Genomic DNA, 25,504 nt, shown 5'->3' on the forward strand with positions numbered 1-25,504 from the left:
TATTTAGCAACTCCGAATTAGCCGAGTCTCTTTTTTATTATGTAAAATCTTTTATTTCTTCATTCACATATTCTTCCAAGAAATCTTCGAATGAATCAGCGACTATTTCTGTTATTGGTGGATTCTTCATATCCTCAGATATTTCATCCCATATAGCAACAACTTTTGGCGTCTCATACGATATGTCTAAGCAATAAAGTTCTCCGTTGCCAAAATTATATATTACTAATAAATTTTCACTTAGATTTATTTCTTTTCTGCTTTCCATTGTACATACTAAAGCATTAGTGCAATCTTCATTTTGTTTTACTACTTTTTTGTTTGGTATTCCAAATATTTCTAATGATCCAAACGATAAATAACCAAAGTCTAAAAGAAATTGTTTATAACTACCTTTTAATTCGATATTAAGTTCTTTTTCAAATTTTTCAATCAACTCTTGAGTAACATTTGGAAAAAATTCTAATTCATCTGGATATTTTAATAGGTTGTTTTTTATTAATTCATATTTTCCCATTTAATTCACCTCTTATTTATTATCTACCATTTCCAATCATTTTCATAGCTATAGAAGAGCTATGAAAATGATTGGATGATGTAGATTGATTAGTTCTTTATCTGTTCCTCTTGATGCATTACCTTTTTGGGTTCTGTTGCAAGTTTTGAAAAAAGCAAAATAAAAGGTCCATTATTTCATATTTTATACTAAAATATCATAAATTACTTTCATAGGCTGCAGATGAAACTTTGTAACCGCAGTAATTTTTGAATTCGATTAGCATATACTTTTGACAACACAGACTAGCTAGTAATATAAAAAGATCGTTTTCCAGGTTTTTTAGTGATATTTCATGACTCAAAAAAGAACACAGAACTTTTTTCCTACTAAAAAAAGACGGAAATTAAGCTCCGTCTTTTTCTTATTTAATGCCTGCTACTTTTTTAATCGTTTTAAGTGCTTCTGGTTGTGCATCAATTGTTTTTTGCGGTGTCATCATTTTATTGATTTCAATATGTGTATAGTAAAGTACACCTTCAGTCGTGATAAAGAAACTATATGGTACTTGTTGCTCTACTGGTTTTTTACCTTTAATATCAAAGAAAACGAAATATGAATCTACTTGATCCATCTCTTTTTCTGTATTAGTAATGGTAATTTCTTTTGTCTTTTTACTGTTTACAGCATCTAACACTTCTTTAATTTTCTTGTCATCTTTAATCGTAACTGTTTTTGAATCCACAGCTTTATTATCAACAATTGTTTGGATGACCATCTTATTAAATTTAGAAGCATCTGGTACTGTTGTTGTTTTGACTTCTTTGCTTGTACATGCTGCTAATACTAAAGTTAGTAATAGTAGTACTGGTAATAGTTTTTTAATTGTAAACACGTCCTAACATACATTATGCGATTCATAGATTCCTCATTTATTATAGACTACCCTTCACAATCTTGCATGACTCTAGGTGCCATTTTTTAATGATTACAACAAAAGTTCAGAGTATCGTCACACTTATGATCCGATAAACAAAATAGCATGACTAATTGAGATAAGTAGCGCGGGGTTATCAAACGGACAATCCCCCTCAATTTGAAGTTCCACTGAAAATTGTTCACTTTCTTCATTATAATCGGCTCGCCAACGTGCCACTTCGTTATTTTCAAATGTAAAAGTAGACCAACCCTCGCGATTCATATGCAACATCATCATTTGCTCTTTATTTGAAATAGCTAAATCTGGTACTAATTCCTTCCATCCAACATACGCAATTCTATAAAATGGCTTGCCCTCTTCCATGGCATTAAAATAGATTTTCCCTTTGCGTTGTACTTTTTTACATGATGCAATCGGGTAGCCATCTACTTGTGCATCGATTCGAACAAAATACTTATAATCTAAACTTGCATCAATGATTTTTTTTAATACATTACTATATACTCGCTGGAATTGTCCAACCTTTATTTCATTACAAAAAATATCACGCGTCGCTGTGTTTTTCAAAACACCATCTACTTCATACTTATAAATCTTCATTGCATCCGCCTTTATTAAAAAAAGGGACCAATAGGTGATCCCTTTTTAAAGTGTTTTTATGATTTACACTGTAATTGCTACAATCTTATTTGCTACACGTTCTGTTAATACAGACGTTGCTTTTGGTAAGACCGCTAAAAAGAGTGGATTCAATACTGCACCGGCAATACCGCCTGCCTTTATATCCAAATGGCCTTCCATTGTTGTGTTTGAAGCATCAATTGCAGTCGCCTCAAAATAGCCAGTTCCAGCAAATTTATCAGATAAACCTGTTAGATTAAATGAAATTTTTGTTGGCTCCTCAATAGCAGTTATATCTATTTGAACTTCCACTGTTTTTGAAATTTTCCCAACACTACCTGCGAACTTCCAAGTTGATTGTGTCTCTGAAATCATTTTATGCTCTCTATAACCAGGCACTAATTTTGCCCATTTTTCCATATCCTTAACAAATGCCCAAACTTCTTGTTGGTTTACCGCTACTGATGTTTTATGTGATGCTGATGCCATTGTAAATCACTACTTTCTCTCTAATGTAATTTCTATTCTATTATAGTAGTTATACAAGAAAATTGCATGTATTTAAGTAGTTATTCACGAATTTGTCCATTTCCTTCAATAAAATATTTCGTTGATGTTAACGCTGTTAGCCCCATTGGTCCACGTGCATGTAGTTTTTGTGTACTAATCCCAATTTCAGCACCGTATCCAAATTCAAAACCATCTGTAAAACGTGTAGAGGCATTGTGATAGACTGCTGCTGCATCAACTGATTTTGTGAAATAGGTTGCATGTTCTACAGAGGGGGTAATGATTGCTTCTGAATGTTTTGTACCATATTGATTTATATGAGCAATTGCCTCATCTAAACAATCGACAACTTTGATGCTCATCGCCATCGCCAAATACTCTGTCGACCAATCTTCTTCCGTAGCAGGAATAATTTGTGGTGACAGCCCGCAAATTATTTCATCGCCATATAGTGTAATATCCGCTGCTAAAAGTTGTGCGACTAGCTGTGCTGTAAAATTCTGATTCCAGCGCGAGTGAATCAATAAACTTTCCGCTGCGTTACATACGGATGTTCGATGTGTTTTCGCATTTAAGACAATTTTTTCTGCCATCAAATAATCCGCATCTTCATCAATAAAAACATGGCAATTCCCCGCCCCTGTTTCTAATACCGGCACTGTGGATTGGGCAACTACCGTGTCAATTAAAGTTTTACTACCGCGAGGAATTAACACATCTAAAAACTCTTTTAGTGTAAATAGTTCAGCAGCTGTTTTGCGTGATGTATCTTCAATCAATTGTACTGCTTCTTTTGGTAGGCTTGAATTTTCTAGAGCATGATGAATGGACTTCACGATAGCAATATTCGACTGTTTTGCACTGGAGCTGCCACGTAACACAACGGCATTCCCCGTTTTAAGTGCAAGTGTTGCTGCATCGACAGTAACATTTGGCCGCGCTTCATAGATCATCCCAATAACACCTAAAGGTACGCGACGTTTTTCGATATGCAGACCATTTTCCTTATCGATTTCTTCCAACACTTCAGCAATTGGATCCTGTAAATCAACGAGTAATAATACCGCATCATGTATAGCAACTAAGCGTTCATGATTAATCATAATGCGATCTAAAATCGATTCAGATAATCCTTTGTTACGCCCCTGTTGTAGGTCCAAATTATTCGCTTCAATAATCAACTGTTCATCCTTGAGTAACTGGTCAGCAATTTTTGTTAAAGCTTCATTTTTTTGCACCGTCGTACAATTATTCATGACAAAGCTTGCTTTTTTTGCTATACGACCCTTTTCATATACTTCTGACATTTAGATTTCCTCCTTTAGAGTGGCTACAAATCGATCTCGATGAATCACAACGGTATTGATTTGGGTTAATTCCTGCGTTTTTTTCCCCATTGCCTGTTGTAATTGTTGCGCGCTATATAAAGTCTCCCCTTTACCTAGTAATACTCTTTCTCGATAGACTTCTACAACATCTCCAGCTTCAAAATCACCATGCACTAAATACACACCTGCTGGTAGTAGACTTTTCCCTTTTTCCAACAAAGCTTCTTCCGCTCCACGATCAATATAGATAGCACCAACAGATTCAGAAAATAATGAAATCCATTGTTTTTTTGACGATAATGCTTGCTGGTGTGCCGCTTCAATGTATGTACCGTCCCCATCACCACATAAAATTTCCAGTAGTTTTCCCTTACCAGACCCACTACCAATAAACACTTTTACACCAAGGTCAAATGCAGTTTTAGCGGCAAATAATTTAGACTGCATCCCACCAGTACCCATTTTTGAACCTTCGGCCGTAGCATAGCCTAATAATTCCTCCGTTATTTCTGTCAGATGATCAAAGCGAATCGCCGATGCATCTTTTTTAGGATTAGCACTATATAAGCCATTAATATCAGTCAAAATAATCAGCTGATTTGCATGGACTAGACCACTAACTAAGGCCGACAACATATCATTGTCACCAAATGTTAATTCCTTGACTGATACAGTATCATTTTCATTAATAATTGGTAATATATCTCTTTCCAATAATTCTTCAATTGTCTGTTGCGCATTTTGATAACTCACTTGTGATTGAAAATCTGTACGTGTCAACAACAATTGTGCTGGTGTAATATGATGCATAGCAAGCGCCTCGGCATATGCTTGCATTAATAAGCCCTGACCAACAGCAGCTGCGCCTTGACGGCCTTTTAAGGTAACTGGTTTTTGTGTATACCCCATCTGTTTAAAACCACAAGCTACAGCCCCTGAAGAGACGAGTACAACTTCTCTTCTTTGTTTTTTCAACTCCGCAATTGCTGCCACATGATCGCGTAATTTATCATAATCAATTTCGCCATTACTATTCGTTAAACTGCTGCTACCAATTTTTACTACAATGCGATTTTTCTCCATTTTTCAATCCTCCAAATAATATAAAAAGCCCTTTTCATCCTCATATTTAAGGACGAAAAGGGCTTATTCGCGGTACCACCTTAGTTGAATAATAGCTATTATTCCACTCATCTCATAACGCTTGAGTCTGCGCCTATGTTTGCATAGGAGCTGGGTAAGTAGGTTCGAGATCGCTTTTATATCCTCCCTTTCAGCCGATGGAGAGAACTCTCTACAAAAAAGTAATGATCTGTACTATTCTTCCGTACACTAGTATATTAAATCAATTATCGGTGAAGATTCTATTCTTGTCAATATTATCTGTTAATTTATGAACAAAGAAAAAACCATAGCCACTAATATAGGCCATTACTATAACTAGTAAAAAAGCACGCACTTAAATAATCTATAGTTAACACAATCTATTCGTTTCACTCATTTGACAAAAAGTGCGTGAATTGGACGAGGGCTTCATCCGATTGGATGAAGCCCTCTTAATATGACATACTAACTGCTTTTTTTATTTTAATTTAATCTCAACCCGATCATCCGGGGAATATTTAAACTTCTTTACTTGCCGCGGTAAAAATCCACTGTCCTTTTCTAACCTAAGCAACGTAAACCCTACCTGCTTTTACGTCCTTGTGACCCTATAGTCACGCCAGTGTGAATAAGTATCCTCAAAAATTATATAAGAATTGCCAAAATTTACAATCAGTTATTGCCCTAATGAACATTTTCTCATAACTACATGTTTTTGTCAAGCTCTCACATTTTTTATTACTTTACACTCCATAACTCAAATAAAGTTTCTTTTGGTGTCATCACTTTAATAACACCGTATTTCGGTGCAAAATAAACGGTCTTCGTGAGTTTACCTAAGTGGTTATAATGTTTTTGAACAACCGTATTGTCAAATGTACCTGCTTTTACTTTTGCCTTATAGTCAATTGATGCGATTCTTGAATAACCTTCTTTTAATGAACCATCTGTTGCCCCTTTAAAGATTGGTCCTTCTAAATAGTAACCGTAACCATTATCGTAGTTAATGAAGGCATAGCTATCATTTGTGATTGTTTCACTATGAGTAAAACCTTTTGCTGGATTTCCCCATTTAACGATATTTTTTTCGTTTTTTTGGAAGTATGTTTTTAATGAACCATAGTCAATATCAAAAACGGTATAACTCAGATTCGTATCACGCTTAAACGATACATCTTTTGCTTTTGATACATAGTCATTACTGACATAACCATAGCCCTTATTAAATTTAATCTTTGTCCAAGTTGCTGTTTGAGCAATTACATCTAATTTTTTATTTTGAGCAATCTTACCCAAAAGTGGCGATGAAGTTGATGCTGACTTTCTAATATTCAAATCTGTTGATAATGTAGGAATTGCATAGTAATCACCTTTTAACACTACTTCTGTATCTGATGGTTTTAATGTTTTTTTGTAAATATAAGCACTAAAAACATAGCCATATCCTTTATTAAACTTTATTTTAGACCAATCTTTTTTATAGGAAACAACTTCCACTTTTCCTTGATCAGGAATCGTGCCTAATAATTTTGAAGCAGTTGTAGCTGATGTGCGTACATTTAACGGTATTTTAGCACCAGCATTTACATAATAGGTTGTTACTGGAACCACAGCTGGTTTCGTAGATTTTTTAGGATCTTCTTTTTTCAAATACATACTATAAACATAAGCTGTACTCGATTTATATTTAATTTTAGACCATGTTTTACCATAGGTAATGACCTGAACTTTTTCCGCATATTTAATTGTCCCTAATAATTCAGATGATGTCGACTCACTTTTACGGACATTGAGCGGGGTTTTTCCGGCATCTACATAATAGGTTTTCGTTGGTAATACCTCTGATGGTTTTAATACTTTTACAGGGTTTGTTTTTACAATGTATTTACTTGAAACATAGGCTGTACTCGATTTATATTTGATCTTAGTCCAACTTTTCCCTACATTATATACTTGTAATTTTTCACCATATTTTAATTTACCAAGTAATGGAGATGAAGTTGATGCTGATTTACGAATATTTAACGGTGTTTTAGCACCAGCATTCACATAATATGTGGTGAGAGCCAGTGGATTTTTTGTTGTTAAATAAGCTGTGGATACATAACCATATTTTTCTTTAAACTTTATTTTAGCCCAATTATTTTTCGTGGAAATTACTGTAACTTTTGTTTTGTTTTTTAAAACACCTAATTTTTTTGATGTTATACTTGCTGCTTGACGGACATTCAAATCCATACCACTTACTTTTACGTATTGCGCAGTAGATGTTGCTGAAACAGTCGTATCCGATAGCTGAAGTAATCCAATTGACAAAGTTAGAGCTGTGGAAAATATAACAATTTTTCTCATTCTTTAGTCCTCCATTAATTTGTATATACTGCTTTTCTTTACAAATATTGATTATATATTGAAAAATTATGCATTTATATACTTTTGATGGACTTTCGAACTAAAGGTATATGACAAAAATATTTAATTAGTTATATTATCACTATATCTTCTCCTTACACTCGCACCTATAGACATATAGAACTTAATAATAGTCGGGTAATTAATAGAAATACTAACAATCACTTTTTTGTAATATTATTTGCAGATTAGCCATTTCAATAGCAGATACTGCACAGTCATAGCCTTTATTGCCAGCTTTTGTACCTGCTCTTTCAATTGCTTGCTCAATACTTTCAGTCGTGACAACGCCAAAAATAACTGGTAAGTTTTGCTCTAAAGCTACCATCGCAATTCCTTTTGCTGCTTCATTGCAAACATAGTCATAATGAGATGTTGCTCCTCGAATGACTGTCCCAAGACCAATGATGGCATCGTATTTTTTGTAATGAACAAGTTGTTTTGCCATATAAGGAATTTCAAAAGCACCTGGTACTTTCACCACGTCAATATGTTCACTTTTCACGCCATGTCTCGTCAGACCTTCGATTGCTCCATCAAGCAGCTTCGCAGTAATAAAATCATTAAAACGCCCCACTACTATCCCTATTTTCAATTGTGTTCCGATTAATTGTGATTCAATGATATTAACCATTATTATTTCCCCATTTCTATTTTAGTTATTGTCAAAAATGCTGTTAATTCGATGATTGTCACCGTTGTTAAGTTATGGCTCTGTGCATAAAGAGCCAGTGAATCTCCTGCAAGCATAATGCCATCGTCGCCCATAATCTCGCAGATTATAGCCACCTCTTGCGCTTTACATAATTTTGCAAAATCGATGGCAGCTTCCGTATGTCCAGCACGCGCTGCAACCCCTCCAGCATTTGCTATTAACGGAAAAACATGACCTGGGCGTCTAAAGTGATCGGCTGCATTATGTGGCTGCATTAATGCTTGTATTGTCAATAAACGATCTGCAGCGCTAATTCCTGTCGTTGTGTTAATATGATCAATGCTCACGGTAAAAGCTGTACCATGATTATCAGTATTTTTTTCGACCATTGGATGTAAGTTCAAATGATGGGCAATTTGTGCAGAGACAGGCGTACAAATTAAACCGCGTCCTTCCTTTGCCATAAAAGCGATTGTATCCGTCGTAGCAAATTCTGCGAGCGCCACGAGATCACCTTCATTTTCTCTCCCAATGTCATCTGTTACAATAATCATTTTCCCTTGTTTCAAATCATTTATAGCTGCTTCTATTGTCATTTCCTCACTCCTAAAATCCATTTTTTCGTAAAAATTCCTCATCGATTACTACGCTTTTTTGTCGAATAGATTTACTGACATAATCAACTTCAATATTCACTTCATCTCCCATTTTTTTAGCGTGTAAAATAGTTTGTGCAAATGTATGTGGGATAATTGAAACAGTACATGTAGTCGTTGTCACATAGAAAATCGTCAAACTAATACCATCAATTGTAATCGACCCTTTGACGATCAATTGTTGCGCAATATTCGATGTGACGCGTATCGTCAATAAAATTTGTTGTGCGTCTTTTTTTATTTTTATAATTTTGCCGATGTCATCAACATGACCGCTTACAATATGACCACCAAAACGATCATTTAACTGCATTGCACGTTCTAAATTGACTGGCTGTTGTACAGTTAGATGCTTGAACGTCGTATGACGATATGTTTCCGGCATAATATCCGCTTCAAAATACTTGATTGTAATTTTACTTGCTGTTAGGCATACACCATTGACTGCCACTGAATCACCTAACTTTAAATCACTTAAAATATGTTGCGCTGAAATGACAACACGCATTTTTTCGCCGATTTTTCTCATATTTTGTAATTGCCCTACTTCCTCAATAATGCCTGTAAACATAGCTATTCTCCTTTCTTTCCACAAAATTTGTACAAGAAAAAACTCCCGAACAATAGATTTCGGAAGTTGGGAGTTTAGAAAACGGCAGCAAGAAATAAGCCTATTGAAATATGTTTTTTTCCAATAAGTTCTTCATTTTCTTCGTCTTTCTCCCATCCAGACTATACTGTCGGCCTTGGATTCTCACCAAGTCCTGCTCGTTAAAGCTCACGGGCTTAGAGCATATGCTCATCACCGTCGATTGGGAATTTCACCCGACCCCGAAAGACTATTCAATTTTTTACATAAAAAAACCTACTCGGCTAAAGTGCTGAATAGGTTCATCAGGAAAAATGCATACGTAAATAAGCTTGAAAAAACAGTGTTTTTTCAATTTTCCCCTTCTCCCATCCAGACTATACTGTCGGCCTTGGATTCTCACCAAGTCCTGCTCGTTAAAGCTCACGGGCTTAGAGCATGCGCTCATCACCGTCGATTGGGAATTTCACCCGACCCCGAAGGTTATCTATGTAATTTTTACAAAGAAAAAAGACCATCAAAAAAGAGGGTCTAAGAAAAGGGTTGAAAAAATAAGCCTAACTCGCTATGCGAATTAAACAAACTTGCCCTTCTCTCATCCAGACTATACTGTCGGCCTTGGATTCTCACCAAGTCCTGCTCGTTAAAGCTCACGGGCTTAGAGCATGCGCTCATCACCGTCGATTGGGAATTTCACCCGACCCCGAAGGAATGTTCAATTTGTAATTATACGATAGCACTTTACAGAAAAATAAGCTACTACTTATAAGATGTTTTTTTTATTTTTTCATATTTAATGCATCTTAATCTCTTTTTACAAAAGAATTTTAGTTGGTTGCTGTTCATTTAGTCTGACAGCGATTAATTGGGAGATGATCTGACAAAAAAACATCTTCAAGAATAGGACAGGTACACTGTCCATTCTTGAAGATGCTTAGTGACGCTATTTACTTCATACTATTTGGAAGTTTATTTTGAACAATTTCCTGCCAATCAGCAACCATTTTCTCATGGATAACACCAGCTGGTAATTGCGCTAGTGAGATAACTGTTGCACTGTCTGGCCACCCATCATGTGTAACGATAATAGCTGTGTTATCTTTTAATTCCTTGAGTTCTAACGTGATAAACCACCCATCTACATCCCATGAAAATGATATAAATTGATGCTCTATCACTTTTTGTACTTTACAATGCGCTGGACCAAATGGTGATTGTAATGTAAATTCATGACCTTCTTGTGCTATAAAATCATTTGGCATAAACCATTTATTTAAACCTTCAGGTGTCGCTAAATAAGGCCATATTTCGGATGCAGTCGCTTTTAGATAAACTGTTTCTACAATGGGTGGTAAAACGGGCATTACACTCGCCTCCTAGTAGTGAATCATACTCTAAACTGACTGTTATGCAACTGAGTAAAACGTCCATTTGCTGATACAAGTTCATCGTATTTACCATCTTCTGAAATACCGTCTTTTGTCACAACAACGATACGATCCGCATTTTTAATCGTGCCTAAACGATGGGCAATGACAAGTGTTGTACGATCTTTTGCTAGTTCATACAATGCTTCTTGTATAATCAATTCTGTATGTGTATCCAACGCCGACGTCGCTTCATCTAAGATGAGGATCGGTGGATTTTTCAAGAACATGCGCGCAATTGCGAGGCGTTGTTTTTGTCCACCTGATAGCTTCATACCCCGTTCTCCTATTTGGGTTTCATAGCCATCCGATAAATCAACTATAAATTCTTCTAAATTGGCACGTTTTGCCGCATCATAGATTTCCTCATCTGTTGCGTGCAATTTACCATAGGCAATATTTTCTTTTATTGTACCTGTAAACAAAAAGACATCTTGTTGGACAATACCGATTTGCTTACGTAGTGAACTTTGAGTCATCTGACGAATGTCAATTCCATCAATTTTAATGGCACCTTCATCCACTTCATAAAAGCGTGGAATCAATGAACAAATTGTCGTTTTTCCAGCACCAGATGGACCAACAAAAGCTGTCATTTCACCAGAACGAATGCTGAAAGTTAAATCATTTAATATAGTTTTACCCGTATCATATTTAAACGTAACATGTTCGAAATCAACATCACCTTTTAATAGTGGCACGTCAACGGCGTCCGGTGCATCAACTATGTCTGGATCACGTTCTATTAGCTCTCTAAAACGTTTGAAGCCCGCCATTCCTTTTGGATAAAGCTCTAATAAAGCAGAAATCTTGTCAATTGGTTTAATTAACACGCTTGTAAAAAGGATGAAAGAAATTAGTTCTCCTGCTGTCATACGTTCATGAAATGTCATCCACGTTCCGACAATTAGTACGATTAATGTTAAAAGACGCGTCATAATATAAATTGCAGCGTTTGTTGAAGACATCGTTTTATAACCGATTAATTTTTCACGTAAAAAACTACGATTCTGCTCTCTAAAACGCTGTGCTTCGTGTTCTTCATTGGTGAACGATTTGACAACACGCATGCCAGAAATGGCATCTTCTACACGACCATTTATATCCCCCACCTTAGCATACAATTTACCCCATGTTTTATGCATACGTTTATTGGCAATAGTAATAACTAAAATCATTAGTGGTACGAATAATAAGATGATTAGAGCCAACATTGGATTAATCGTGAACATAATCATAAATGCTCCGATAAATGTCATAATGGCAATAAATAAATCTTCTGGTCCATGATGAGCAAATTCACCAATGTCAAATAAATCAGTCGTAATTCTGCCCATCAAATGACCCGTTTTTGTATTATCAAAAAACTTGAAGGATTGTCTTTGAGTATGTAGGAATAATTCCTCACGCATATCTGTTTCTATTTTTGTCCCTAACTTATGTCCCCAGTAGTTCACAACAAAACTTAATACAGTACTTACTAAATAAATAATTAATAATAAAATCGCTACCTTCGTAATCATCGACCAGTTATTTGTCGGCAACAATGTATCAATAAAGCGCTGCACTGCTACAGGAAATACTAGTTCTAGTAAGGCCACAATAATGGCACTCGCAAAATCGATGACGAATAATCTCTTATACGGTTTATAGTAACTAAAAAATTTTTTATACATCTGTTTATCCCTTTCTGTTGGCTATTCAATTGATAATGTATTCTCAATTAGTCATTTTAGTATAGCATATTTCCTTTCAAATACTTCGGAAACCGTAAAACACTTTTGATCACAATATGCATTCTTTTTCCTGTATACTTAACACAAGAAAAGAGGTATTATATTGAAAAAATATACCCTATTAATTGCATTACTTCTATTCAGTTCACCATTGAGTGCTTGTGCAAAAGAAGCCTCTCCACCAAAATTCAACTATTATTTGGATGCCGGTAGTCCAGCTATTGCTAAAAAAATGGCTGCACTAGATATCGTCATCGTTGAACCTATTGAGATGCAAAAAAAATATATTCGAATTGCACAAAAAAACAATACACAGGTATTTGGTTATATTAATTCAACCGAAGGCGATCAATGGAATCAGAAACTTTTTCAACAATTCAAAAAAAGTGATTTTTATCACGATAAAAATGGTAAACGTCTTTATTTTAAACAATGGGACTCTTATCAAATGCGCATGAGTAGCAAACATTACCGCTCGTTACTCATGAAAGAAATTGAGCATTTAATCGTCGATCGTGGGCTAGATGGCGTATTTTTAGATACGGTTGGTAATATTGAAGATTACTTACCTAAAAAAGAACAAAAAAAAGAACTGCAAGCACTACAGTCTTTTATCAAAGATATAAAGACTAAATATCCACAATTAACGATTGCACAAAACTGGGGATTTACAGCACTCGAAAAATATACACAGTCCTATATTGATTATTTTTTATGGGAAGATTTTTCATATAAAACAGTTGGTAATGATGCATGGGCTAAGAATAAAATGAAGCTATTAAACACGTTACAACGAAAAAACAATTTACATGTATTGACGATTTCATTTAGTGATGCAGCTAAAAGTGCCAAGCTTGCAAAAGAAAATGGGTTTTCCAATTATTACAATAAAGAAGGATCTTATTACAATAAATGGTAGTGTTAACCGAATGCACAATCTCAATTATATAGAAAAAGTTGCCCATTTAAAATGGACAACTTTTTCACTTCGTATGCAGTGTCGTCACAACAATTTCAGGTCGATTGAAAATACGTAGTGGAAATAGGCTATTGCCCAATCCCCGACTAATCACTTGTGTTAGCCCACCAGTATGCTCCACACCCTCTAAATGTTTCGGAAATAAATTGAGCTGATGGTCAATAACACCACCAACACCAGGTATTCTAACCTGACCTCCATGCGCGTGACCCGTAAAGGCTAAATCGATGCCATACTGCGCATAGACACGCGAAAATTCTGACCGATGTGCCAATAATAATTTAAATGATTGCGGCGTGGTTTGATGGAGGGCATGAGCGAGCATATCTTCTGTTTTCTCGCCGGAAAGTGGATCGCTTATACCAACGATTGTAATCATTTCATGCCCCTTTTGAAGTGGCACTGCTTCATTATTCAAGACGGTTACACCTATTTTTTCAACTGCAGATTGAATCTCAGCTACTTTATTAATTGCGATTTCATGATTACCATCAATATAATAAGTTGGTGCTATTTTGACAAAGCCTTTGACAGCGGCTAAACTACGTTGTAGTTTATAGTTATTGCTGTCGATTAAATCGCCAGTAATCACAATAAGATCTGGCTTAGCCTCCGCAACTTGATGAATCAGTTTTTCATGATTTTTACCGAATTTTGCATCGTGGAGATCAGAGATTTGAACAACTTTCAATCCATCAAAAGATTTCGGTAGTTTTTTCGAGGAAACATTGTATTTTGACACTTGTAGCCAACTATTATTTAAATAGAGAAAACTACAAAATGCGCTAATAATTAGTCCAATTGTCAGCAATTTTTTCATCTGTAATTCAGTCCTTCTTTTCAACATACTTTTGAGGATACATCAACATTAAAACGAGTTCAAGTTAAAGCATATAACAATTAAAATTTGTATTTTAGACGGAATTATCAGATAATTCATGTAGAGTATTCCTTCTATTGAATAGATTATCGCTAGTTGAATACCGTTATTACTACTTTACCTTTAATTCCTATTGTACGACATGATATTAAATGCTATAATTTTTTAAAAAATCAGATAAAAGGGACGATAAACTATGCAATATTCCGATAGAGTACTTAAAACACCATCTTCATTCATCCGAAATATTTTAAAAGTTACTGATTCACCGAATGTTATTTCTTTTGCTGGCGGTTTACCAAACCCCGTATCATTCCCAGTAAATCAACTACAAGAAGCTGTTGAGCGCGCAATTTCTAGCAACGGCGCAAAAATTTTTCAATATGCGTCTACTACAGGATACTTACCCTTACGTCAATATATTGCAGATAAATATAATCGTCTCAATAACCTTGGCTTAACAGCTGATGACATTTTATTGACAACTGGTTCACAACAAGCTCTTTCCCTAATTTCACAAGTATTCATTAATAAAGGTGATGGTATTATCATGGAGGAGCCAGGCTATCTTGGTGCGATTCAAGCATTTACAATGAGCGAACCTACTTTCTATCCCGTGACATTAGAAGAAGATGGTCTTAATATCGAAGAATTACAACAGGCGTTAGTAAAGCCCAACGCCAAGTTCATTTATACAGTGCCAAATTTCCAAAATCCGACAGGGCTTACTTATACAATGGAACGCCGCCAAGAAATTTACGATCTTATTAAAAACGAGGATATTTTCATCATTGAGGATGATCCATACGGAGAATTACGTTTTGAAGGCGACCATTTGCCCTATATTGCTGCAGGTAAAACGGATAAGAGCATCATTCTCGGTTCGTTTTCTAAAACCGTTACACCTGGTATGCGCGTTGGCTTTGTTATTTGTAAAAACAAAGAGTTTATGTCACATATGGAAACAGCTAAACAAGCAGCTGATTTACATTCCAATATTTTCTCTCAATATACAATATACGAATACTTAACGCACAATGACTATACTTCACATGTGAAAAAAATTATTGATCTTTATCAATCACAGGCGAATGTTATGCTTGCTGCTTTAGAAGAATTCTTCCCTGAAAATGTGACATTTACTCGTCCACAAGGTGGCATGTTTATATGGGCAACATTAAATAATGGCATGTCCGCATTAGAGTTTTTCCATAAAGCAATGGCTGTTGATGTGGCATTCGTACCTGGTGATCCTTTCTATGCTTCCAAAACAAATGTTAATACACTACGTCTAAATTATACGAACGCTACTCCTGAGGTCATTCGTGAAGGAATCCAGCGTCTTGCAAAAATTTTATATGAAGTGGAAGTCGCTGAAACTGTTTAAGACAAAAAAGCTTGGAAATCATATGATTTCCAAGCTTTTTTGCTATCGGTTGACGCCATCCAACTATGACGCGGTATGGCGCGGTTTGTTGGATCACACAATAAAGGATAGTATAACCGTCCAAATACAAACAAAGAGCAGTAAACCAAGACTGTATTTAAGCGTCATTTTCATCAATTGTGATTCCTGACCTCTTTTACCAACTGCCGCGGTAGCGATAGCAATAGACTGAGGCGATACAAGTTTTGCCATAACTCCACCGACTGTATTCGCGGCAACTAAAAGCGTTGAGTTCGTTGCCATCATATTACCTGCCGAAGCTTGAATAGGTGCAAAGAGTGTATTATTATTAACAACTGAACCTGTCATAAATACACCAACCCAACCAAGTATTGGTGATAGGAAAGGAAAAGCAGAACCCGTTTTTGCAGCCGCTTCACCTAGAGCCATTGTCATACCACCGTATGTCATTAATTTTGCAATACCAATAATTGCACAAATCATAATAATCGGTATCCAAAATTCTTTCACAGTATCTTTTAATAATCGACCACTTGTTTTAAAATTGATGGCATGTGTCGTTAAAATCGTCACAATTACGGCAACAAGTATCGCGCTACCTGTAGCACTAATGATGTCGAGGGACACTGGTATTTGTGAGCCTGGTATGACAAACTTCATCACTGTCGACGCAAGTACTCCCCCCTCTGCAAACATTGCTTTAAACGAAGGTAAACTCCAAATTAAGATGAAAAATGTTAACAAGTAAAATGGAGACCACGCTAACACAATATCCTTCGTTGTATTTTTTTCATATTTTAAATCATGACCTTGCAAGAAGAAGACGTTTTTTGGTGCCCATTTTCTACAAAGTAAAGCTAAAGCGCCCATTGCTAGAATTGGTGGGATAATATCTGCCAATTCCGGTCCAACGAATAAAGTAAGCAGTACTTGAGAACCCGCATAGGTTACACCTGTAACAATAATAGCAGGCAATGTTTCTTTCACACCCTTTATACCGTCAATTAGCATCACTAATAAAAATGGAATTGTTAAATTGATAATCGGTAAAGTCAGTGCAGTCATTCTTGATACATCCATAGCGCTAATGCCACCTTCTAAATTGAATGTGTCAATAATACCTACAGGAATACCGATGGCACCAAATGCGCCAGATGCGCCATTAGCAATTAAACATAACATCGCTGCTTGCAGCGGTCCAAAGCCTAATGACATAAGTAAAACAGCACAAATCGCAATAGGTACACCAAATCCGGCTGCTCCTTCTAAAAAGGCATTAAAACAAAAACCAATAAGCAATAATTGAATGCGTTGGTCATGTGATATACCCGCAATTGAACTTCTCAAAATATCGAATTTCCCTGAATTGACGGATATTTTATATAACCAAACAGCCATAACGATAATGTAACCAATTGGAACCAAGCCTTGAATGACCCCTTGAATTACACTCCCTGTACCATCCCCGATCGGTAATTTATAGAACACAACAACAAGTAGAAATGTGACGACCAAATTTAATAGCGCTGTTGTGATTCCTTTCATCTTCAATAGTGTAAGACAGAGTAAAAACAAAAGAATAGGAATAGCAGATACTAGCGCTGAAATACTTATATTATCAAAAGGATTATAGCTGTCGACGAGCATAAATTACACCTGCTTCCATCAAATTTATGACCATATTGATTGTTGAATACTTTGTAAAGTATTCACGGATGCATCAAATTTTTGACGCTCATCATCATCGAGCTCTAAAGCAAACACTTTTTCGATACCTTGACGATTGATTAAACAGGGAACACCTGTAAAAACATCGCTATGACCATTTTCACCTGATTGCATCGCACCAACTGGTAGCACAACATGTTCATTTTTTAAGATTGCCTTTGTAATTCGAGCTAGCCCCATAGCAATGCCATAAAATGTTGCACCTTTTGATTCAATAATCTTATAAGCCACGTCACGAACTTCAACTGCGATTTCATCTCGTCGTTGTGGCGTTAACATCGGTCCAATTTGTTGGCCATATAAAGTTGCCGCACTCCAATAAGGTAACTGTGAATCGCCATGCTCGCCAATAATATAAGCATGAACACTCGTCGGTGATGTATTAAATTCGTTCCCCAATACCGTACGCAAACGAGCAGAATCCAAAATTGTCCCCGAACTAATAACACGACTTTTATGCAAACCTGAGAATTTTAATGTTGCATACGCCAAAATATCAACAGGGTTTGCTGCAACAATAATAATACCATCGAAGCCAGATTTCATTATTTCTCCAACAATTTTTTCAAAAATAGCAACGTTTTTATTTACTAAATCTAAGCGTGTTTCACCAGGCTTTTGAGCTGCACCAGCACAAATAACAACAATTGCCGCATCATGACAATCACTATACGTACCCTGTTTCACCTGTAGATTAGAAGGTGCATAGACAATACCATGCTCCAAATCTAGCGCATCACCTTCCGCTTTTTCCGCATCTAAATCAACCAGTACTAAATGATCGCATAAACCCTGATTCATTAAAGCAAACGCATAACTTGAACCAACTGAACCTGTTCCGATTAAAACTACTTTATTGCCGAGTGTTAAGCCCATTTTATTGCCTCCTCTTATTTTTCCTATCGTTTGTCATACATTCCCGATTTTAGAGACATAAAAACCACCTCAGTCTGTTTAATGACTTGAAGTGGTTTTTAATCTACTATGCTACTTTTTTCTTTTACGTAACACAAAAATGAGTACAGCTACGACAATTATAAGTAACACAATGAAGTATACGATTGTGTTAGTTGATAGAGATGACGTGACTGTTTTTTTAGTGTCGCTATTTGCTTTTTCGGCTTGATAGCGATCACTATTTGTAAATAATTGTTGATCCTTACTTTGTACAATGATTGTTGCTGGTGCTTGCATGTTCTGCAGCGTCGTTAATAATTTCTTTGAGACATTTGCTTCATTCTCTTCATTCTTATTTAGCGTCATCGTCAAATACGTGTGATCCCATGGACTTTGTTGCACTGTCGCATAGCGCGCGACAGATTCAGCTAAAAAGCCTTCTTTTGCTAAATCTATTTTTTTGTCAACATAAGTCATTTGATCATTTTTCTGAAGATCTGCCGTTAATGCTGCAACATCTCCGATGATAATGCTATGACGATTTTTCAATTCATCAGGATTAATTGTGGACGCATCATACAATTCAAAATGAGGCGCTTCTGTACCCATTGTAGCTGCGCTATATAGGATCGTTAAATCTGCAATTGTTTTGTCATCTAGCTGACTGACTACAACAGCAGTCGATTTATCTGCATTGGAAAATATAGATGGAAATGCTGTTAAACTAACCTCTGTTGGCTGTTGTTTATCGGATATAGCAAAGTTAATCGTACTATTTTCAGAAAAAAACAACCATTTATTTTCGTCATTTGTTGTACATGGATTATTTGTTTTTGAACCATTTAAAACAAATTGTAAATCAACAAGATTTTGATTTTTTAATGCTGATTTCTCAAGCGTTAATCTCACTTTAAAAAACCCATCTTCTTTATCCATATTTTTTAGTGACACGCTATGTGGGATATCATTAACCATGACGATTAATTCAGCCTTATCCGCTTTTAAAATCACTGATTTTTTTAATAATAAGGTGATCGATACATCTTGACTATGATCATAATTCTGAGGTAAATAGTAAAAGTGATGTGGTGATTTTGTTAGCGCATTACTTAATTCAAAATCTTCAATCGACATTTCTTTAAATGTTACCGTACCAGAATCATTGTTCTCTTTTTCCGGCAACGATGACACGGACATTGTTTTGTTCGCAAGTTGCTTCACAATTCGTGGATCTGTTAAAACGGAAATTTTCTTTTGTAAAATCTGATCTTCTTGTGCTGTTACCGACATAATAATGCGTTTGTTTTTTGGAGAAATTTGCTGCGATATGCTCAAATTTAAAGCATCTGCCTTTTTAGGTGCTTGTGCCTGCATTAAAAGTTTTTTGGCATCTGCAGATTTGAATGCTGCAGTTTGCCCAATAAATATAAGGTGATCACTGCCAGATTTTATACGACGATCGGTGGTAATTATCATATTTTGTGGTTTTGTCGTTTGTTTTTTCAAATAACTCAAAACTTTTAACGCCGCATTTGTTGTACTTGTAGATGCTTTCTCTGGTATAACTACCGAAGTTTTCGCTTCAAAAGCAGTAAATTTTGTTGGATAATCTGCCAATGTAACAGTGGAAGAAGTGGCATTACCATTTATTCGTAAATAGGATGCGGGATTTATTCTCAACCAGTTACCCGATGTGTTATTTTCAACACAAACTCCTTCTTTTATAATGCCATAGTATGCAATCGTAATCATATGTGTACCTTTTTTCAACGCTTTACCACTTAAGGGAATTGTAAGAGTTGATTGCTTTTCGTCACCTTTTAAAGCCACCGTTTTTTTATTGTCACCATCCACGCGAATCGTTAACGATGATGGTTTTATAAGTAAGGCTGAATGCGCAATATTCAATGTCAATTCATTGCCTTGATCCGATGCTTGCTCAGGTAAATAATAATTATAATTAAATACACTATCCGGTCCCTGTAAATTAACACTTTGTTCTGTAATTGAAAGCTTTTCGGCAGCCTGTGCATCCCTACTCATAACTACCAGAGAAGTTACCAACAGTAACATAACGAATAGCAGATATGTGGTTTTCTTAGTCATCTTTATGGTCCCCCTTGTCTTTTTGACTGAATCTTTCTGTTTTATACCATTTTACTTCTTCTTTAAAAATCATACGTTTTGTTTCTTGATAAAGTGAATAGACGACTAACACAATCCACATTTGAGAGTAAGTAAAGTACATGAATATAACGTAGAAAAAATTTTTTCGATTCATTTCATTTTTTTCAATACTTAATGTGATCATCACTTCGCCTAAAAACAATAAAAATGCCAATATCCATAAGGCGATTGCCACATTGCCTATCGACAAATGCAGATTATAAAAGAGATTGACGATGAATAGGATATTCGACACGATGACACCAAAGAAAAATAAAAAATAAGTAAAGAAAAAGTAAAATAAATCGAAGATAATTCGTTTACGCTTTAATGTCGTAAAGTGCCTTAAGAACTTCAAGACAACATATTGATTACCTCTTGCCCATCGCGTACGTTGTTTCCACCACACACTAAGTGTTTCCGGTTCCTGCTCCCATGTAATAGCCTTTGGGAAAAAACGAATATGGTGCCCCATATTATAGACACGAATCGTCAATTCTGTATCTTCGGCTAATGCTTTCACATCCCAGCCGCCTAGTTGTTCAATAATCGCTCTTCTAATCGCAAAATTGGTACCTGGAATTGTCGCCACACCAAACCATCTCCAACGTCCCCCTTGCGCCATCCATTGGAAACAAATTGTTTCGATATTAATAAAACGTGTCAACCATGTTTGAGCTGCATTAATGACACGAAATTTACCGACCATTGCAGCCGCTTTCGGATCATTAATCAAGCCCATTACTAAGTACCATACCGCTTTTTTCTCCGGTGTATTATCGGCATCATAGACACAGATTACTTCGCTAGTCGAATTGGCTAACGCTTCATTTAGCGCAGACGATTTTCCCTTCCCTTTATTAGGCGGTTTCGTTTCAAGAACCCGAATAAAGGGATATTTTTCGGTGAATTTTGATGCAAGTTCTACCGTTCTATCTGAGCAGTTATCTGCAATAACGATAATATCTAACTTATCTTTTGGATAATATAATCGTGACATCGCTACAAGTGTTTGTTCAATTACTACTTCTTCATTATGCGCAGGTATAAAGATGCTTACAGTCGGTAGATCAATCATTTTTTTCTCCCACTCAGGAATTACTTTTTCATATGATTTAAAATGACGATAACCGCCTTGCATTAAAAACATATGATAGAGAAGCATCAACCAAATGAGGATGAGTGATGTATAAAATAAAATATTAGCCATGTGGTTTTCTCTCCTCAAACAAACGTTTTTTCAACGTGAATCTCAAACGTAGTACATTGATAAAAAAGATAATTACAAATAATAATACAAGAATGAATAAGCACCATAAAACAAATTCAAATGGTTTATTTTGTAATTCTTGTTTCACTTTATAGATGTATTTATTTTGTAAATCTAACTGCTGCTCACCTCGTTTATTTTGTTTAATCGTTATATGTTTAGTATGAACACTCGCTGTAATATTGCGCCCATCTAACCATGTAAATTGAGGATATTGCCGTATAATCGATAAACTGGTTTCCAAATCTTTATAGTCATCCGACACATCAATAAACAGCCCTGCAACCGATTGGTCGATCGTTACTAGCTGATCAAGCATCGTCTTCATCATCGCAGCATGATAATCTACGCGATTAATAACTTGTAAATTATAAGGATAAACCGTTATGCCACCCATGAATTTTGGTCGTGTGATGGTACTTTGCACCATACGATTTTGGTCATTTTCATCACTAAAAGATACTTCTCCAAAATAAGTGGAAAAATGCTGTGCTATTTCTTGATAGACATAGCTACTACCTGCTCCATTATGAATAGAAAAAGCGATTGGGTATAATCCGTTATTCGTTAAGCTATTGACCGATGATTCAATACGTTGCTGTGTATATTCTCTTTCGATAGCCCCGATTTCCACACGATATGCATCAAATGTTTTTTCACTTGGAAAAGCCAGTTGTGTTTTCATTTTTTGCGCCTTATAAGGCTCTAATGATGTGATAGGTGAATTTGTCTTCGCGTTCCAAAACTCCATTGATTGTTGTGAAATCCCGCTCTCATATTCCCCTGAATAACCACTTGCAATGAATGCTACTCCCTCTTTTTGTAATTTCAAAAGTTCGTCTTTTAATGGTTTTTTATCTTCAAATTGCACTACTGTTTTATTACCACTATTTACACTTGCTGGTGTGAGTGCAAGTAAGAATGGGATATTATGCTGTCGTAAAATATGGACTTTCTTTTTTAAATTTGCTTTTGGTGTTTGTGGATTAATATTACCAATAACGGCAAATGCTTGTTTTTCATTTGTTGTTTTAACATGTAAAAGGTCAAACAAGATTGGTTGGATATACTGTTGTACTTCTTCATTAATGTCTGCTAAGGCACAATAAACAGCATTTTTCCCTTGAATAATAAGTGGCCATTCTTTATCAAATTGTAGACCCGTACTTTTTACGTCACCCGCATGTTTTTTTATCTTCAATAAATTAACTTGTTTATCTAAACTATGATGATTTACAGAAGATATTTTCCCACTACCTGTTAGTTCTATTGTTTTAAACGCTGAAAACTGTTGGACATTTTGCCCCATTAGTAATAAGGGTAAATGGCTGTCTTCTAATAAAGCTAATTTATTTTTAGCTAATAGATCCTTTGTAAAACCAATATAAATAACATGACTCGCTTCTTTCATTTGTTCTTCTGTAAGCTCATCTAAGCTTATTTGTGTCGTTTTACCATAACCTGAAAACATAGCTTGAACCTTACGTATTATTGCTTCATCCTTTTGATCAGCCATTGAATAGGTAATGACAAAGTGGTTATCTTTTGCGGCTTCAGCCTTTTGCGCTAAAATAACACAACCTATTAAGAGTAGGACTATGGCAAATAAAACCTGCACTTTATATTTCATTAATCATCGTCTCATTTTTCGTAATTCCGATCATTTCATCGAAGGTTACTTCACTGTTTGGCTGATAAATATAATGTCCTGCTCTAAATGTTAATGTCACTAATTTACCATTTAATAACTGATGCACTTTTAAATTTTCAGCTAACTTATCATAAATAACATGAATATATTCATTTGAAGTATCTGGTAGAATCAGTGCAAATTGATCATCATCAAAGCGATATTTTTTATCCGTAAAGCGCATGATTTTATTAATATTAACGGCTAATTCTTGAATTAAATAGATTGTCTCTTTGTCACCATATAATTGTTGAAAACTTTTAAAATATTGTATTTCTAGTAACACAAAAACAAATGTCGTATTTGAACGATTTGCTCTTTTTATTTCCGCCATAATATCCTTTTCTAAGCGATAGCGATTGTCAAATCCACTGTTAACATCAATTGCTACATACTTACTGATTTTTTCGTTTAGTTCTGTTCTTTCTTTCGCATTTTCTCTAAATAACTCATTTACTCTACCGGCAATCAAAACAACAACAATAATGCTGATACCATACATAAAGAATTCAGACATTTTCAAACTCATTGGTATGAAGGCATTTAGATTATTTGTCAGTTGAATATAAAAAATTGTCGAACCAATAATAAAAAGATAAAGTAAACTACTATATAATCCCACAACGCTTCCATAACTAAGCGTTATAATGACTAAAGCAATCAAAAAAATAGCTAGTAGTAATTCTTGGCTATCACGCTGATACAATAAGAAGAGTGGTATTTGCATGACAATCAGCAAAATGATTATTAATGTAATAATCTTTCTTATTTGTTTATTCATCGATGTAACTCCCTTCTGTCAATAATGGCAGTAAATTATCAAAAGCATGAGTCGCCTTCGTTGTAGTATCGATAAAACCACCATAATATTTGTCTTTTTTCTGGAGCTGCTGTAAGCTACGTAATTTCCGATGTATTTTACCTACCATTTCCTCCTCTTTTTTCATATGAAAATACTGTAATGCATAGCCATATACAGCAGGTGATTCATACGCTACCGTTGCCTGATTATTGGCACGCTTATACTGACCATATAGTTTACCATCACGCTTTATTAATAAGCGAATATTTTTGTCAAAAGCAGTCGTATTGCCTTTTACTTGTTCTATATTAATAGCGGTCAACAATTGATCCACCATATGAACATTTTTACTAAAATGATAGTTATCATTGGTAACATCATAGTTTTTCGCAAAATAACCCGTTGAATCAGTTGGTGTTTTTTTTAGAACAGCTAAATTCGCAGCCAATTTTGCAGAAGTTAGTTGACCAGCCTCCATAAAATCCGTCAATTCTTGTGGCATCAAATAACTAATCATAATTGTTGTAGCTTTTTTGCTACGTTCTTTTGATGCAAAATCAACAAAAAAATCGCCATTCATCGTATATTTAATATTTGCAGCCATTATTTTTTGGGCTATGTCCATATAATAGTTATCGCCCCAACGCTTATTGGCTGCAACTAATGCTCCGACTATTCGTGCATCATCTATAAAGGCATTTGTTTTTTCCTGTTCTTCACCTTTCACCTGCCATGACACTAAATTATTTTTCAATAACATATGAGCTGTCAGTGCATCCACAGCCAGTTTAAAATTTTTCTGCTGATTTGATGATTCTAAATAACATAACCATAAGCCCATCGATTCAGATAAGTAATCATTTTCCCGATCACTTAAATTTGTTTTAATCAATCCATTATCAGCTACCAAATACTCATTTATAAAAAGAGCTGTTTTATTTGCTGTTTTAGGTAAATTATAGTGGATTTCTTCTTGTGGTTTCGCTACACACCCTACTAGTAAAAAGATACTCATGAAAACCGTAATAAACTTCATTTCAAACACCCCCTTGGACCTCTATGACTAAGCATATCTTCTATAATTAAAACACTTATTATATTTTATTTCCATATTTTTAAGAAATAAACATTTTAACAAAACTAGTATACTATCAAACAGAAACCTTATTCTTTAAATCTTAATTAATTTTTTCATCATAACTACTTTACT

At 35.3% G+C, this 25,504-nt stretch carries 22 protein-coding genes and 3 riboswitches; of the genes, 2 read left to right on the forward strand and 20 right to left on the reverse strand.

Annotation, left to right across the window (positions count from 1 at the left end; translation table 11 throughout):
• Positions 1 to 37: 37 nt before the first annotated feature.
• The 12 genes from DEX24_RS05715 to DEX24_RS05770 form a co-directional block, all read right to left on the reverse strand.
• Positions 38 to 517 carry an SMI1/KNR4 family protein gene (locus tag DEX24_RS05715; protein WP_109305446.1) on the reverse strand — a complete coding sequence of 160 codons (480 nt, stop codon included), beginning with the start codon at positions 515 to 517 and terminating at the stop codon, positions 38 to 40.
• 403 nt (positions 518 to 920) lie between these two features.
• Positions 921 to 1,391, reverse strand: coding sequence for a hypothetical protein (locus tag DEX24_RS05720; protein WP_109305447.1), 471 nt, complete (start codon positions 1,389 to 1,391; stop codon positions 921 to 923).
• 123 nt (positions 1,392 to 1,514) lie between these two features.
• Positions 1,515 to 2,036, reverse strand: a complete 522-nt coding sequence (locus DEX24_RS05725; protein WP_109305448.1) for a tubby C-terminal domain-like protein — start codon at positions 2,034 to 2,036, stop codon at positions 1,515 to 1,517.
• 63 nt (positions 2,037 to 2,099) lie between these two features.
• Positions 2,100 to 2,546, reverse strand: coding sequence for an SRPBCC family protein (locus DEX24_RS05730; protein ID WP_109305449.1), 447 nt, complete (start codon positions 2,544 to 2,546; stop codon positions 2,100 to 2,102).
• A gap of 80 nt (positions 2,547 to 2,626) precedes the next feature.
• Complete coding sequence (locus DEX24_RS05735) at positions 2,627 to 3,874, reverse strand: glutamate-5-semialdehyde dehydrogenase (RefSeq protein WP_109305450.1); 1,248 nt, start codon at positions 3,872 to 3,874, stop codon at positions 2,627 to 2,629.
• A complete protein-coding gene (gene proB / locus DEX24_RS05740; RefSeq protein WP_109305451.1) occupies positions 3,875 to 4,978 on the reverse strand; it encodes a glutamate 5-kinase in 1,104 nt (367 codons plus the stop codon).
• Between the two features lie 759 nt (positions 4,979 to 5,737).
• The gene (locus DEX24_RS05745; protein WP_109305452.1) at positions 5,738 to 7,351 is read right to left on the reverse strand and encodes an SH3 domain-containing protein; all 1,614 of its coding nucleotides are present in this window, start codon (positions 7,349 to 7,351) and stop codon (positions 5,738 to 5,740) included.
• 214 nt (positions 7,352 to 7,565) lie between these two features.
• Complete coding sequence (gene ribH, locus DEX24_RS05750; protein ID WP_109305453.1) at positions 7,566 to 8,045, reverse strand: 6,7-dimethyl-8-ribityllumazine synthase; 480 nt, start codon at positions 8,043 to 8,045, stop codon at positions 7,566 to 7,568.
• A 2-nt stretch (positions 8,046 to 8,047) separates the two neighbouring features.
• Positions 8,048 to 8,662, reverse strand: coding sequence for a 3,4-dihydroxy-2-butanone-4-phosphate synthase (gene ribB / locus DEX24_RS05755; protein ID WP_109305454.1), 615 nt, complete (start codon positions 8,660 to 8,662; stop codon positions 8,048 to 8,050).
• Positions 8,663 to 8,672: 10 nt separating this feature from the next.
• A complete protein-coding gene (locus DEX24_RS05760) occupies positions 8,673 to 9,293 on the reverse strand; it encodes a riboflavin synthase (RefSeq protein ID WP_109305455.1) in 621 nt (206 codons plus the stop codon).
• A 140-nt stretch (positions 9,294 to 9,433) separates the two neighbouring features.
• Positions 9,434 to 9,565: riboswitch (FMN riboswitch) on the reverse strand.
• A 102-nt stretch (positions 9,566 to 9,667) separates the two neighbouring features.
• A riboswitch (FMN riboswitch) is annotated at positions 9,668 to 9,799 on the reverse strand.
• 95 nt (positions 9,800 to 9,894) lie between these two features.
• Positions 9,895 to 10,026: riboswitch (FMN riboswitch) on the reverse strand.
• A 232-nt stretch (positions 10,027 to 10,258) separates the two neighbouring features.
• Positions 10,259 to 10,675 (reverse strand): SRPBCC family protein, encoded by a 417-nt coding sequence (locus DEX24_RS05765; RefSeq protein WP_109305456.1) that lies wholly within the window; start codon positions 10,673 to 10,675, stop codon positions 10,259 to 10,261.
• A 23-nt stretch (positions 10,676 to 10,698) separates the two neighbouring features.
• Entirely contained in the window at positions 10,699 to 12,414 is a 1,716-nt protein-coding gene (locus DEX24_RS05770; protein WP_109305457.1) for an ABC transporter ATP-binding protein, read from the reverse strand.
• A 163-nt stretch (positions 12,415 to 12,577) separates the two neighbouring features.
• On the opposite strand from DEX24_RS05770, the gene DEX24_RS05775 reads away from it, so the two are divergent.
• Positions 12,578 to 13,393 (forward strand): endo alpha-1,4 polygalactosaminidase, encoded by an 816-nt coding sequence (locus tag DEX24_RS05775; RefSeq protein ID WP_109305458.1) that lies wholly within the window; start codon positions 12,578 to 12,580, stop codon positions 13,391 to 13,393.
• Positions 13,394 to 13,457: 64 nt separating this feature from the next.
• Here the strand turns inward: DEX24_RS05775 and DEX24_RS05780 are convergent, their stop codons facing one another.
• The gene (locus tag DEX24_RS05780) at positions 13,458 to 14,273 is read right to left on the reverse strand and encodes a metallophosphoesterase (protein WP_109305459.1); all 816 of its coding nucleotides are present in this window, start codon (positions 14,271 to 14,273) and stop codon (positions 13,458 to 13,460) included.
• Between the two features lie 256 nt (positions 14,274 to 14,529).
• Between DEX24_RS05780 and DEX24_RS05785 the strand changes: the two genes are divergently transcribed.
• Entirely contained in the window at positions 14,530 to 15,720 is a 1,191-nt protein-coding gene (locus DEX24_RS05785) for an aminotransferase-like domain-containing protein (protein WP_109305460.1), read from the forward strand.
• Positions 15,721 to 15,813: 93 nt separating this feature from the next.
• Here DEX24_RS05785 and DEX24_RS05790 read toward each other — a convergent pair whose 3' ends face one another.
• The 7 genes from DEX24_RS05790 to DEX24_RS05820 form a co-directional block, all read right to left on the reverse strand.
• Positions 15,814 to 17,388, reverse strand: a complete 1,575-nt coding sequence (locus DEX24_RS05790) for an L-lactate permease (RefSeq protein WP_109305461.1) — start codon at positions 17,386 to 17,388, stop codon at positions 15,814 to 15,816.
• A gap of 24 nt (positions 17,389 to 17,412) precedes the next feature.
• Positions 17,413 to 18,345 (reverse strand): L-lactate dehydrogenase, encoded by a 933-nt coding sequence (locus DEX24_RS05795; protein ID WP_109305462.1) that lies wholly within the window; start codon positions 18,343 to 18,345, stop codon positions 17,413 to 17,415.
• Positions 18,346 to 18,456: 111 nt separating this feature from the next.
• The gene (locus DEX24_RS05800; RefSeq protein WP_109305463.1) at positions 18,457 to 20,472 is read right to left on the reverse strand and encodes a cellulose biosynthesis cyclic di-GMP-binding regulatory protein BcsB; all 2,016 of its coding nucleotides are present in this window, start codon (positions 20,470 to 20,472) and stop codon (positions 18,457 to 18,459) included.
• Positions 20,465 to 21,742: a glycosyltransferase family 2 protein gene (locus DEX24_RS05805; protein ID WP_109305464.1), complete on the reverse strand. Its 1,278-nt coding sequence runs from the start codon at positions 21,740 to 21,742 to the stop codon at positions 20,465 to 20,467. The genes DEX24_RS05800 and DEX24_RS05805 overlap by 8 nt, the downstream gene beginning before the upstream one ends.
• Complete coding sequence (locus DEX24_RS05810) at positions 21,735 to 23,432, reverse strand: DUF2334 domain-containing protein (RefSeq protein ID WP_109305465.1); 1,698 nt, start codon at positions 23,430 to 23,432, stop codon at positions 21,735 to 21,737. The genes DEX24_RS05805 and DEX24_RS05810 overlap by 8 nt, the downstream gene beginning before the upstream one ends.
• Positions 23,422 to 24,273 carry a diguanylate cyclase domain-containing protein gene (locus DEX24_RS05815; RefSeq protein WP_109305466.1) on the reverse strand — a complete coding sequence of 284 codons (852 nt, stop codon included), beginning with the start codon at positions 24,271 to 24,273 and terminating at the stop codon, positions 23,422 to 23,424. The genes DEX24_RS05810 and DEX24_RS05815 overlap by 11 nt, the downstream gene beginning before the upstream one ends.
• Positions 24,266 to 25,330, reverse strand: coding sequence for a hypothetical protein (locus tag DEX24_RS05820; protein ID WP_109305467.1), 1,065 nt, complete (start codon positions 25,328 to 25,330; stop codon positions 24,266 to 24,268). Before DEX24_RS05820 ends, DEX24_RS05815 begins: the two co-directional genes overlap by 8 nt.
• Positions 25,331 to 25,504 lie beyond the last annotated feature (174 nt).

The organism is Kurthia sibirica (genome assembly GCF_003143975.1).
GTDB classification, from domain to species: Bacteria; Bacillota; Bacilli; order Bacillales_A; family Planococcaceae; genus Kurthia; species Kurthia sibirica.

What these genes read in the sequence shown, in the direction of transcription:
- DEX24_RS05820 (WP_109305467.1), bottom strand. Translation starts at nt 25,330, where the DNA reads ATGAAGTTTATTACGGTTTTCATGAGTATCTTTTTACTAGTAGGGTGT.
- DEX24_RS05735 (WP_109305450.1), bottom strand. Translation starts at nt 3,874, where the DNA reads ATGTCAGAAGTATATGAAAAGGGTCGTATAGCAAAAAAAGCAAGCTTT.
- DEX24_RS05770 (WP_109305457.1), bottom strand. Translation starts at nt 12,414, where the DNA reads ATGTATAAAAAATTTTTTAGTTACTATAAACCGTATAAGAGATTATTC.
- DEX24_RS05765 (WP_109305456.1), bottom strand. Translation starts at nt 10,675, where the DNA reads ATGCCCGTTTTACCACCCATTGTAGAAACAGTTTATCTAAAAGCGACT.
- DEX24_RS05795 (WP_109305462.1), bottom strand. Translation starts at nt 18,345, where the DNA reads ATGGGCTTAACACTCGGCAATAAAGTAGTTTTAATCGGAACAGGTTCA.
- DEX24_RS05790 (WP_109305461.1), bottom strand. Translation starts at nt 17,388, where the DNA reads ATGCTCGTCGACAGCTATAATCCTTTTGATAATATAAGTATTTCAGCG.
- DEX24_RS05810 (WP_109305465.1), bottom strand. Translation starts at nt 23,432, where the DNA reads ATGAAATATAAAGTGCAGGTTTTATTTGCCATAGTCCTACTCTTAATA.
- DEX24_RS05805 (WP_109305464.1), bottom strand. Translation starts at nt 21,742, where the DNA reads ATGGCTAATATTTTATTTTATACATCACTCATCCTCATTTGGTTGATG.
- ribB (WP_109305454.1), bottom strand. Translation starts at nt 8,662, where the DNA reads ATGACAATAGAAGCAGCTATAAATGATTTGAAACAAGGGAAAATGATT.
- DEX24_RS05780 (WP_109305459.1), bottom strand. Translation starts at nt 14,273, where the DNA reads ATGAAAAAATTGCTGACAATTGGACTAATTATTAGCGCATTTTGTAGT.
- DEX24_RS05715 (WP_109305446.1), bottom strand. Translation starts at nt 517, where the DNA reads ATGGGAAAATATGAATTAATAAAAAACAACCTATTAAAATATCCAGAT.
- DEX24_RS05730 (WP_109305449.1), bottom strand. Translation starts at nt 2,546, where the DNA reads ATGGCATCAGCATCACATAAAACATCAGTAGCGGTAAACCAACAAGAA.
- ribH (WP_109305453.1), bottom strand. Translation starts at nt 8,045, where the DNA reads ATGGTTAATATCATTGAATCACAATTAATCGGAACACAATTGAAAATA.
- DEX24_RS05815 (WP_109305466.1), bottom strand. Translation starts at nt 24,273, where the DNA reads ATGAATAAACAAATAAGAAAGATTATTACATTAATAATCATTTTGCTG.
- DEX24_RS05785 (WP_109305460.1), top strand. Translation starts at nt 14,530, where the DNA reads ATGCAATATTCCGATAGAGTACTTAAAACACCATCTTCATTCATCCGA.
- DEX24_RS05745 (WP_109305452.1), bottom strand. Translation starts at nt 7,351, where the DNA reads ATGAGAAAAATTGTTATATTTTCCACAGCTCTAACTTTGTCAATTGGA.
- proB (WP_109305451.1), bottom strand. Translation starts at nt 4,978, where the DNA reads ATGGAGAAAAATCGCATTGTAGTAAAAATTGGTAGCAGCAGTTTAACG.
- DEX24_RS05760 (WP_109305455.1), bottom strand. Translation starts at nt 9,293, where the DNA reads ATGTTTACAGGCATTATTGAGGAAGTAGGGCAATTACAAAATATGAGA.
- DEX24_RS05725 (WP_109305448.1), bottom strand. Translation starts at nt 2,036, where the DNA reads ATGAAGATTTATAAGTATGAAGTAGATGGTGTTTTGAAAAACACAGCG.
- DEX24_RS05800 (WP_109305463.1), bottom strand. Translation starts at nt 20,472, where the DNA reads ATGACTAAGAAAACCACATATCTGCTATTCGTTATGTTACTGTTGGTA.